The 10,847-nt window shown below is 71.3% G+C and carries 7 protein-coding genes and 1 pseudogene; all 8 read left to right on the plus strand.

Going from position 1 to position 10,847, the window contains the following annotated elements:
• Window positions 1-80, plus strand: a pseudogene (locus tag KN815_RS34130) (ROK family transcriptional regulator); the annotation flags it as partial.
• 391 nt (window positions 81-471) lie between these two features.
• Window positions 472-2,001, plus strand: a complete 1,530-nt coding sequence (locus KN815_RS34135) for a sugar ABC transporter ATP-binding protein (RefSeq protein WP_216345721.1) — start codon at window positions 472-474, stop codon at window positions 1,999-2,001.
• Window positions 1,998-3,074 (plus strand): ABC transporter permease, encoded by a 1,077-nt coding sequence (locus KN815_RS34140; protein ID WP_216345722.1) that lies wholly within the window; start codon window positions 1,998-2,000, stop codon window positions 3,072-3,074. The genes KN815_RS34135 and KN815_RS34140 overlap by 4 nt, the downstream gene beginning before the upstream one ends.
• On the plus strand, window positions 3,071-4,126 hold the full coding sequence (locus KN815_RS34145; protein WP_216345723.1) for a substrate-binding domain-containing protein: 1,056 nt from the start codon (window positions 3,071-3,073) through the stop codon (window positions 4,124-4,126). Before KN815_RS34140 ends, KN815_RS34145 begins: the two co-directional genes overlap by 4 nt.
• Window positions 4,127-4,185: 59 nt before the next feature.
• Complete coding sequence (locus tag KN815_RS34150) at window positions 4,186-5,376, plus strand: Gfo/Idh/MocA family protein (protein ID WP_216345724.1); 1,191 nt, start codon at window positions 4,186-4,188, stop codon at window positions 5,374-5,376.
• Window positions 5,377-5,390: 14 nt separating this feature from the next.
• Window positions 5,391-6,398, plus strand: a complete 1,008-nt coding sequence (locus KN815_RS34155) for a sugar phosphate isomerase/epimerase family protein (protein WP_216345725.1) — start codon at window positions 5,391-5,393, stop codon at window positions 6,396-6,398.
• A 302-nt stretch (window positions 6,399-6,700) separates the two neighbouring features.
• Window positions 6,701-9,145, plus strand: a complete 2,445-nt coding sequence (locus KN815_RS34160; RefSeq protein WP_253209410.1) for a carbohydrate-binding protein — start codon at window positions 6,701-6,703, stop codon at window positions 9,143-9,145.
• Between the two features lie 77 nt (window positions 9,146-9,222).
• Window positions 9,223-10,677, plus strand: a complete 1,455-nt coding sequence (locus KN815_RS34165; RefSeq protein WP_216345727.1) for a ThuA domain-containing protein — start codon at window positions 9,223-9,225, stop codon at window positions 10,675-10,677.
• Window positions 10,678-10,847: the final 170 nt, after the last annotated feature.

The raw sequence follows: 10,847 nt of genomic DNA on the forward strand, positions 1-10,847 counted from the left end.
TGCTGGGCGAACTCGGCCCGGCCGCCGGGGTCACCGGCGCGGCCCGCCTGATCAGCGACCACCTCTTCTCCCCGGCCTGACGGCCTGACGGCCTGACGGCCTGACGGCCTGACGGCCTGACGGCCTGACGGCCTGACGGCCTGATGGCTTGACGGCCTGATGGCTTGACGGCCCGATCCCGCCCAGGGGTGACGGCCTGACGGCCCGATCCCGCCCGGCCACGGCCGGTCCGCACCTCGGCACAGCGCAGCAGCACGGCATCCGCACCGCCCCTCGACGTACGCCACGCCGAGGACGAGCCGCACGACCGGCACCACCGAGCCGCACCACCGGCACCACCGAGCCGCATCACCGAGCCGCACCACTCAGCCCCACCCAGCCCCAGCCCCAGCCCCGCCGCGCCCCCGCAGCGGCTCCGGCACGCCCAGCGACCCCGCACCGCATCGAGCGAACCCGCCGAGGAGGCCAGCCATGGCACCGGCACCACCCGACCCGCGCCCGCTCCTCACCATGTCCGCGATCACCAAGTCCTTCCCCGGCGTACGGGCCCTGGACGGCGTCGACCTCGATGTCGAAGCGGGCGAGGTGCACTGTCTGCTCGGCCAGAACGGCGCCGGCAAGTCCACCCTCATCAAGGTGATCGCCGGGGCGCATCAGCCCGACAGCGGCGAGATCCTCTGGCGGGGCACACCGGTCACCCTCAAGTCGCCCATCGCCGCCATGCGCCTGGGGATCGCCACCATCTACCAGGAACTCGACCTGGTGGAGGGGCTGTCCGTCGCCGAGAACGTCTTCCTCGGCCATGAGATGGCCACCGCCGGTTTCGTCCGCTCCCGTGCGGCCCGCACCGCCACCGCCGCGCTCCTGACCCGGCTGGGCCACCCCGAGATCGACCCGGGGCGGCTGGTCGGGGAGCTGTCCGCGGCCGGGCAGCAGATCGTCTCGATGGCTCGCGCGCTCTCCCACGACGTCCAGTTGATCGTGATGGACGAGCCGTCCGCGGCCCTCGACCCCGACGAGGTCGACAACCTCTTCCGCATCGTCGGCGATCTCACCGCCGCCGGGGTCGCCGTCGTGTACATCTCGCACCGGCTGGAGGAGATCCGCCGGATCGGCGACCGCGTCACCGTGCTCAAGGACGGCCGCGCCGCCGCCCGCGGACTGGACGCCCGCACCACCCCGACCCGCGAGGTCGTGGCCCTGATGACGGGCCGGGACGTGGAGTACGCGTTCCCGCGCCGCACCACGGCCCCTCCGCTCGCCACCGCCACGCCCGTGCTGCGGCTGGAACACCTCGCCAGGGCGGGGGAGTTCGAGCCGATCGACCTCGAAGTGGCGCCCGGCGAGATCGTGGGGCTCGCCGGACTCGTCGGCTCCGGGCGGTCCGAGATCCTGGAGACCGTCTACGGCGCCCGCCGCCCCACCTCGGGCCGGGTCCTGGTGGACGGCCGCCCGCTGCGCCCCGGCAGCGTGTCCGCCGCCGTGCGCGCGGGGCTCGGGCTCGCCCCCGAGGAGCGCAAGGCCCAGGCGCTGCTGATGCTGGAGTCCGTCACCCGCAATGTCTCGGTCTCCTCGCTGCCCCGCTTCTCGCGCGCCGGATGGGTGGACCGCGGCGCGGAGCGGGCGGCGGCCCGCCAGTGCGTACGCGATCTCTCGCTGCACCCCGACGACCCGGAGCGGCCGGTGCGCACCCTGTCCGGCGGCAATCAGCAAAAGGCCGTACTGGCCCGCTGGCTGCTGCGCGGCTGCCGGGTGCTGCTGCTGGACGAGCCGACGCGCGGGGTGGACGTCGGCGCCCGCGCCGAGCTGTACGCCGTGATCCGCCGACTCGCCGACGACGGCATGGCCGTCCTGCTCGTCTCCAGCGAACTGCCCGAAGTCCTGGGCCTCGCCGACCGGGTGCTGGTGCTCCGGGAGGGCCGCGTCGTCCATACGGCGCCCGCGCGGGAGCTGGACGAGCACCGCGTCCTCGATCTCGTCATGGAAGGGAGCCCGTCGTGAACTCACCCGGGAGCAGGCCGGCGTCCAGCCCCCCGGCCGACCCCGCCCCGGTACCGGGCGCGGGCGCCACGCTGACGGCCGGTCCGGTCGGCAAACCGCCGGCCGGCCGCACCGGCACCGATCCGCTGAGCAGGCTGCGGCGCCTGGCCGACCTGCGCAATCTCTCCCTTGTCGGAGTGCTGGCGGTGCTGGTCATCGTCGGCGGCTTCACCAAGCCCGACGAGTTCCTCAGCACCGACAACCTCCAGCTCGTGCTCACCCAGGCGTCCGTCATCGGTGTCGTCACCGTCGGCATGACCTTCGTCATCACCAGCGGCGGCATCGATCTGTCGGTCGGCGCGATGGTCGCCCTCGCCTCGGTGTGGGCCACCACGATCGCCACCCAGGACTACGGGCTCGGCGGCATCCTGCTCTGCGCGGTCCTGGTGGGGCTCGGCTGCGGACTGGTCAACGGGGTGCTCATCGCGTACGGCGGGATGGTCCCGTTCATCGCCACCCTCGCGATGCTCGCCTCCGCCCGCGGGCTCGCCCTACAGATCAGCGACGGCAGGACCCAGGTCGTCACCGTCAACCCGGTCCTGGACCTCGGGCTCCCGGACTCCTACGTGCTCGGCATACCGCCGCTGGTGATCATCTTCGCCGCCGTCACCGTCCTCGGCTGGCTGGTGCTCAACCGCACGACGTTCGGCCGGCGCACCGTCGCCATCGGCGGCAACGCGGAGGCGGCCCGGCTCGCGGGCATCGACGTCAAACGGCAGCGGCTGATGCTGTATCTGCTCTCCGGGCTGTGCTGCGGCGTTGCCGCCTTCATGCTGGTCGTCCTCACCGGCTCCGGCCAGAACACCAACGGCAACCTGTACGAACTCGACGCCATCGCCGCCGCGATCATCGGTGGCACGCTGCTCAGCGGCGGCCGCGGCACCATCACCGGCTCCGTCCTCGGCGTCCTCGTCTTCACCACCATCACCAATCTGTTCGCCCTGAACAACCTTCAGAGCGATGTCCAGCAGATCGCCAAGGGCGCGATCATCGTCGCCGCCGTCCTGGTACAGAAGGGTCGTTCGACGCCATGAGGTACCCCACGAGCTCCTCTCCCACCAGTCGCAGAAATCTGCTCCTGGGCACCGCCGCGGCGGGCGCGCTGTTCGCCGCCGGGTGCACCAGCAACGAGAACAACGACAGCGACGAGAACAGCAAGCAGGCCGCGAACACCGCCAATGACAAGCCCGGTAAGGCGGTCACCGTCGGCTTCGCCGGGCCCCAGGCCGACCACGGCTGGCTCAACGCCATCAACGAGCAGGCCAAGCGGCGCGCCAAGGAGTACAAGGACGTCACGCTGGAGATCACCGAGGGCTCCAACGACACCGCCCAGCAGATCGGGCAGATCGAGACCCTCATCAACAAGAAGGTCGACGTCCTGGTCATCCTGCCCGCCGACGGCAAGGCGCTGACCCAGGTCGGGCTCAAGGCGATGCGGGCGGGCATCCCGGTCGTCAACCTCGACCGCGTCTTCGCCTCCCCGCAGGCGTACCGCTGCTGGATCGGCGGCGACAACTACGGCATGGGCTTCAACGCCGGGCAGTACATCGGCGAGCAGCTCAAGGGCAAGAAGAACGCCAAGGTCATCGAGTTGGCGGGAATCGACAACCTGGAGCTGACCCGGCAGCGCACCGCGGGCTTCAACGACGCCCTGAAGAACTACCCGAACATCAAGAAGGTCGGCCGCCAGGCCGCGGAGTTCACCGTCGAGTCGGGCCAGTCGAAAATGGCCCAACTGCTCCAGGCCCACTCCGACTTCGACGCCCTGTGGAACCACGACGACGACCAGGGCGTCGGCGCCGAGCGCGCCATCAAGCAGGCCGGGCGCGATGACTTCCTCATGGTCGGCGGCGCGGGTGCCAAGCACGCCATGGACGCCATCAAGGCCGGCAACACCGTGCTGAAGGCCACCGTGCTCTACCCGCCGACCATGGCCGCCTCCGCCATCGACCTCGCCCGCGCGCTCGGCCAGGGCAAGGGCGTCGGCGGCCTCGCGGAGCTGGAGATCCCGGCCTCCCTCACGCTCTACTCCGCCGTCGTCACCAAGGACAACGTGGACGAATACCTCCCCACGGGATTCAGCTAGCCCGATTCAGGGCCAGACCCCCCACTTCGCGTCGGTTTGCGATCGTCAGAAGGAGTCCCATGGAAAGTCCTGAAGCGAAGACGCTCGGCGTCGGCATGGTCGGTTACGCCTTCATGGGCGCCGCACACTCCCAGGGCTGGCGTACCGTCGGCCGTGTCTTCGACCTGCCCGCGCGTCCGGTGATGTCCGCCATCTGCGGACGCGACGCGGATGCCGTACGGGCGGCCGCGGACCGGCACGGCTGGGCCGCGGCCGAGACCGACTGGCGGTCGATGATCGCCCGGGACGATGTGCAGCTCGTCGATGTATGCACCCCCGGCGACAGCCATGCCGAGATCGCCATCGCGGCCCTGGAGGCGGGCAAGCACGTGCTGTGCGAGAAGCCGCTGGCCAACTCCGTGACCGAGGCGCAGGCCATGGTGGAGGCGGCGCGGCGGGCGCGGGAGCGCGGACAGGTGGCGATGGTGGGCTTCAACTACCGCCGCGCGCCCGCGATCGCCTACGCCCGCCGGATGGTGGAGCGGGGGCGGCTCGGCGTGCTGCGGCACGTACGGGTCACCTATCTCCAGGACTGGATCGTCGACCCGGAGTTCCCCCTGGTGTGGCGGCTGCGGCGGGAGTACGCGGGCTCCGGCGCACTCGGCGACCTGGGCTCGCACATCGTCGACCTGGCGCAGTATCTGGCCGGGGAGCGGCTGATCGGCGTCTCGGCGCTGACCGAGACGTTCATCCGGGAGCGGCCGCTGCCCGCCGGTGCGGTGGCGGGGCTCGGCGGCTCCGGGGCGGGCGGGGCGGCGCGCGGACCGGTCACGGTCGATGACGCGGCGCTGTTCACCGGGCGGTTCGGCTCCGGTGCCGTGGCGTCGTTCGAGGCCAGCCGCTTCGCCGCGGGCCGTAAGAACTCGCTCAGGATCGAGCTCAACGGCGATCACGGCTCGCTCGCCTTCGATCTGGAACGGCTCAATGAGCTGTCCTTCCACGATCACACCGAGCCCGCCGCCGACTCCGGCTTCCGCCGGATCCTGGTGACCGAGCCCGAGCACCCCTACCTGGACGCGTGGTGGCCGCCGGGCCACGCCCTCGGCTACGAGCACACCTTCGTCCACCAGGCGCGGGACATGGTGCTCGCGGTCGCCGAGGGGACCGGCCCCGAGCCCTCCTTCGAGGACGGGCTTCAGGTGCAGCGGGTGCTCGCCGCCGTCGAGGAGAGCGCGGAGAAGAACTGCGTCTACACCCCCGTACCCGTCTGAGACAGGAGGCCGGAATGCCCAGACCCTTCACGCTCTTCACCGGCCAGTGGGCCGACCTTCCGCTCGAGGAGGTCTGCCGGCTGGCCCGCGACTTCGGCTACGACGGCCTGGAACTCGCCTGCTGGGGCGACCACTTCGAGGTGGACCGGGCGCTCGGCGAGCCCGGCTATCTGGACGGGCGCCACAGCCTGCTGGAGAAGTACGGCCTGAAGTGCTTCGCCGTCTCCAACCATCTGGTCGGCCAGGCCGTGTGCGACTCGCCCATCGACGAGCGCCACAAGGCCATCCTGCCCGCCCGGATCTGGGGCGACGGCGAGGCCGAGGGCGTCCGGCAGCGGGCCGCGGCCGAGATGGCCGACACCGCCCGCGCGGCGGCCGCCTTCGGCGTCCGTACCGTCATCGGCTTCACCGGCTCCTCCATCTGGCATCTGGTGGCGATGTTCCCGCCGGTGGTGCCGGGGATGATCGAGCGGGGCTACCAGGACTTCGCCGAGCGCTGGAACCCGATCCTCGACGTCTTCGACGCCGAGGGTGTGCGCTTCGCCCACGAGGTGCACCCCAGCGAGATCGCCTACGACTACTGGACCACCCACCAGGCCCTGGAGGCGGTCGGCCACCGCCCCGCCTTCGGGCTCAACTTCGACCCCAGCCACTTCGTCTGGCAGGACCTGGATCCGGTCGGCTTCCTGTGGGACTTCCGGGACCGGATCTACCACGTCGACTGCAAGGAGGCCCGGAAGCGGCTGGACGGCCGCAACGGACGCCTCGGCTCCCATCTGCCCTGGGGCGATCCCCGCCGCGGCTGGGACTTCGTCTCGGCGGGCCATGGCGATGTGCCGTGGGAGGACGTGTTCCGGATGCTGCGCTCGATCGGCTACGACGGTCCGGTGTCGGTCGAGTGGGAGGACGCCGGGATGGACCGGCTCACCGGCGCCCCGGAGGCGCTGGCCCGGCTGAAGCACTTCGACTTCGACCCGCCGACGGCGTCGTTCGACGCGGCCTTCGGAGGCGGGGAGAAGTAGCCCGGCCCGTCCGGCGATCGAGGACCCGCCGCAAGGGCCCCTGGGCGGGGGACCGCCTGGGTGGGGGACGCACCCTTGCGCCCCCCACCCAGCTTTGTCCTGCCCGTGGATGAAGCGGGGGCCACTTTGTGTCAAAGGGGTTTCCGGACCGGACAAACACCGCTACGGTCCTTGAGATGTACCGGTCACATAGGGGCCCCTCGCCCCGGACCGGTCATCCCGGCGCGACGGCGCGCGCCTGTGCCAGTCACGGCGGCCTGACGGCCCGCCCGTACCCCCCCCTCTTTCCACGGAGGATCAGCGTGCACAGGAAAAGGCTTCGACTGCGCGGGCCCCTCGCGCTCGTCACAAGCGCCCTGCTCGTCGGCGCGGGGCTCGCCCTCACCGCTCCGCCGGCGGGCGCGGATCAACCCGCCACGGCCGCCGAGCAGTTCCAGCAGGTCACCCTCGCCAAGGGCGTGGAGGAGACCGGCGAGCCCATGACGCTCGCCGTGCTCCCCGACCGCTCCGTGCTGCACACCTCGCGCGACGGCACCCTGTGGCTGACCGATGCCACGGGCGAGACCAAGGTGTCCGGCAAGCTGCCGGTCTACTCGCACGACGAAGAAGGGCTCCAGGGCGTCGGCATCGACCCCGGCTTCGCCGACAACCGCGCCATCTACCTCTACTACGCGCCCCCGCTCGACACCCCCGCCGGTGACGCTCCCAACGAGGGCACGGCCGCCGACTTCGCCAAGTTCGACGGCGTCAACCGGCTCTCCCGCTTCACCCTCGACGCCGACGGCACCCTGAACACCGGCAGCGAGAAGAAGGTCCTGGACGTCCCCGCGAACCGTGGCATCTGCTGCCACGTCGGCGGGGACATCGACTTCGACGCCGACGGCAACCTGTACCTGTCCACCGGCGACGACAGCAACCCGTTCGCCTCCGACGGCTTCACCCCCATCGACGAGCGGGAGAACCGCAACCCCGCCTATGACGCCCGGCGCTCCGCGGGCAACAGCAACGACCTGCGCGGCAAGGTCCTCCGCATCAAGGTGGCCGACGACGGCTCGTACACCGTCCCGGACGGCAACCTCTTCGCGCCCGGCACCGAGAAGACCCGGCCCGAGATCTACGCGATGGGCTTCCGCAACCCGTTCCGGATCAGTGTCGACAAGCCGACCGGCACGGTCTACGTCGGCGACTACGGACCGGACGCCGGTGCCGCCAACCCCGAGCGCGGCCCCGGCGGCGCCGTCGAGTTCGCCCGGGTGACCAAGCCCGGCAACTACGGCTGGCCGTACTGCATCGCCGACAACAAGCCGTACCGCGACTACGACTTCGCCACCGGCACCTCCGGCCCGGCCTTCGACTGCGCCGCGCCCAAGAACACCTCGCGCTACAACACCGGGCTCACCGATCTGCCGCCCGCCCAGCCCGCCTGGATCCCGTACGACAACGACTCCGTGCCCGAGTTCGGCTCCGGCTCCGAATCGCCGATGGCCGGGCCGGTCTACCGCTATGACGCCTCGCTCGACTCCCCGGTGAAGTTCCCCGAGTCGTACGACGGGAACTTCTTCGCGGGGGAGTTCGGCCGCCAGTGGATCAAGCGGATCGAGCAGGGCGCCGACGGGGCCGTGCAGAAGATCAACGACTTCCCGTGGTCCGGCACCCAGGTCATGGACTCGGCGTTCGGCCCGGACGGCGCGCTGTACGTCCTCGACTACGGCCTCGGCTACTTCAACGGCGATGAGCACTCCGCGCTCTACCGGATCGAGAACGCCACCGACGGCCACTCGCCCATCGCCGAGGCGAGCGCCGACCGCACCTCCGGCAAGGCGCCCATGAAGGTCGCCTTCTCCTCGGCGGGCACCTCGGATGCCGACGGCGACACCCTCGCCTACAACTGGGACTTCGGCGACGGCACGACCTCCGCCGCCACCAACCCCACCCACACCTACAAGAAGAACGGCACCTTCACCGCGACCCTCACCGTCAAGGACCCCACCGGTCGCACCGCCAGCGCCAATGTCCACCTCACGGTGGGCAACACCGCGCCCAAGGTGACGCTGCAACTGCCCGCCGACGGCCAGCTCTTCAGCTTCGGCGACGAGGTCCCGTTCAAGGTCAAGGTGACCGACCCGGAGGACGGGACCGTCGACTGCGCCAAGGTCAAGGTCACCTACATCCTCGGCCATGACAGCCACGGCCACCCCGTCACCACGGCCAACGGCTGCTCCGGCACCATCAAGACCAACGCGGACGGGGAGCACGACCCCAACGCCAACATCTTCGGCGTCTTCGACGCCGAGTACACCGACGGCGGCGGGGGCGGCCAGCCGCCGCTGACCACCCATGACCAGTCCATCGTCCAGCCCAAGCACCGGCAGGCCGAGCACTACGACGACGGCCAGGGCGTCTCGGTGATCAACCACACCCCGGCCAACGGCGGCAAGACGGTCGGCAACATCGAGAACGGGGACTGGATCTCCTTCGCCCCGTATGCGCTGGGCAACGCCAAGGACTTCACCGCACGGGTCTCCTCGGCGGGCGCCGGTGGCACGCTGGAGATCCACAGCGGTTCCCCGACCGGACGGCTGCTCGGCACCGTCACCGTGCCGGTGACCGGCGGCTGGGAGACCTTCCAGGACGTCAAGACGACGCTGAGGAAGCCCCCGACCGGTACCACCACGCTGTCCCTCGTCTTCAAGGGCGGTGCGGGAGCGCTCTTCGACGTGGACGACTTCACGATCGGCACCGGCTGACGAGTTGACGCCAGGGGCCGGGGGCGGCGGCCGTACGCGGCGCCGCCCCCGGCCCGGGAGGAAGGAGCACGACGGATATGCACCCGCACACCTCTCCGCACTCCAGACGCGACTCCGGACCCGGCTCCGGACGCGACTCCGGACCCGACTCCGGCACCCCCTCCCGGCGAGGGGCGCGCCTCGCCGCCGTCGGGGCCGCGCTGCTGCTCGCCCTGACGGCCCTGCCCGCCGCCGCGTCCGGGGCCGCCACCTCGGCCGCCGCCGACGACGACCGGGTCCTGGTCTTCTCCAAGACGGCCGGCTTCCGCCATGACTCGATCCCCGACGGGGTCGCCGCCATCGAGGAACTCGGTGCGCAAAGCGGCTTCGCCGTGGACGCCACCGAGGACGGCGCCGCCTTCACCCCCGATAACCTCGCCCGCTACGACGCCGTCGTCTTCCTCTCCACGACCGGTGACGTCCTGGACACCGCCCAGCAGTCCGCGTTCGAGGGCTATGTGCGGGCGGGCGGCGGCTACGTCGGGGTCCACGCGGCCGCCGACACCGAATACGACTGGCCCTTCTACGAGGGCCTGGCCGGGGCCTACTTCCAGTCCCACCCCGCGATCCAGCAGGCCACCGTGAACGTCGAGGACCGGGCCAACCCCGCGACCGCGCATCTCGCGCCGACGTGGGAGCGGACGGATGAGTGGTACAACTACCGCACCAACCCGAGGGACCGGGTGCGGGTCCTCGCCACCCTCGACGAATCCTCGTACCAGGGCGGCGCGATGGGCGGGGACCACCCCATCTCGTGGTGCCAGGAGTACCGGGGCGGACGCGCCTTCTACACCGGATTCGGCCACACCAAGGAGTCCTACGCCGACCCCGCCTTCCGGCAGCACCTGCTCGGCGGCATCCGCTACGCCACCGGCGCCGCCCATGCCGACTGCCGCCCCGAGCAGGGCTACCGCCCGCTCTTCGACGGCACCTCGACGGACGGCTGGAAGCAGGCGGGCCCCGGCGGCTTCACCCTCGACACCGCGTCCGGGACCCTCACCTCCACCGGCGGCATGGGCATGCTCTGGTACCAGGCGCGCGAGCTCCACGCGTACTCGCTCAAGCTGGACTGGAAGATGGCGGGCGACGACAACTCCGGTGTCTTCGTCGGCTTCCCGGCCTCCGACGACCCCTGGTCGGCGGTCAACAACGGCTACGAGGTGCAGATCGACGCCACCGACACCCCCGATCACACCACCGGCTCGGTCTACGGCTTCCAGTCCGCGGATCTCGCCAAGCGGGACGCGGCGCTGAACCCGCCGGGGGAGTGGAACACGTACGAGATCCGGGTGCAGGGCGAGCGGCTGCGGATCTGGCTCAACGGCGTGAAGATCAACGACTTCACCAACCAGGACCCGGCGCGCAGCCTGCGGCAGGGCTACGTCGGCATCCAGAACCACGGGGAGGGGGACGAGGTCGCCTTCCGCGACATCCGGATCAAGGACCTGCCGGCGAAGGGCGGCGGCCACCACCAGCACCACCACGGCGGCTAGCCGCCCCCGGTCCGCCGTCCCGACGGCCCGAGGGGAGCCGTGGGGGCGGCGTGGCGGCGGGCAGGAGTACGCCGCCTCCTTCCCGCCGCCACCCCAACCACCCGTCCAGCGCCCGGAACCCCGACGGCCCCGGGTCACCCACCCGGCGGCTCCGGCCGCCCCGCCCCGGC

The organism is Streptomyces niphimycinicus (assembly GCF_018883605.1).
In the GTDB taxonomy this organism is placed as follows: domain Bacteria; phylum Actinomycetota; class Actinomycetes; order Streptomycetales; family Streptomycetaceae; genus Streptomyces; species Streptomyces niphimycinicus.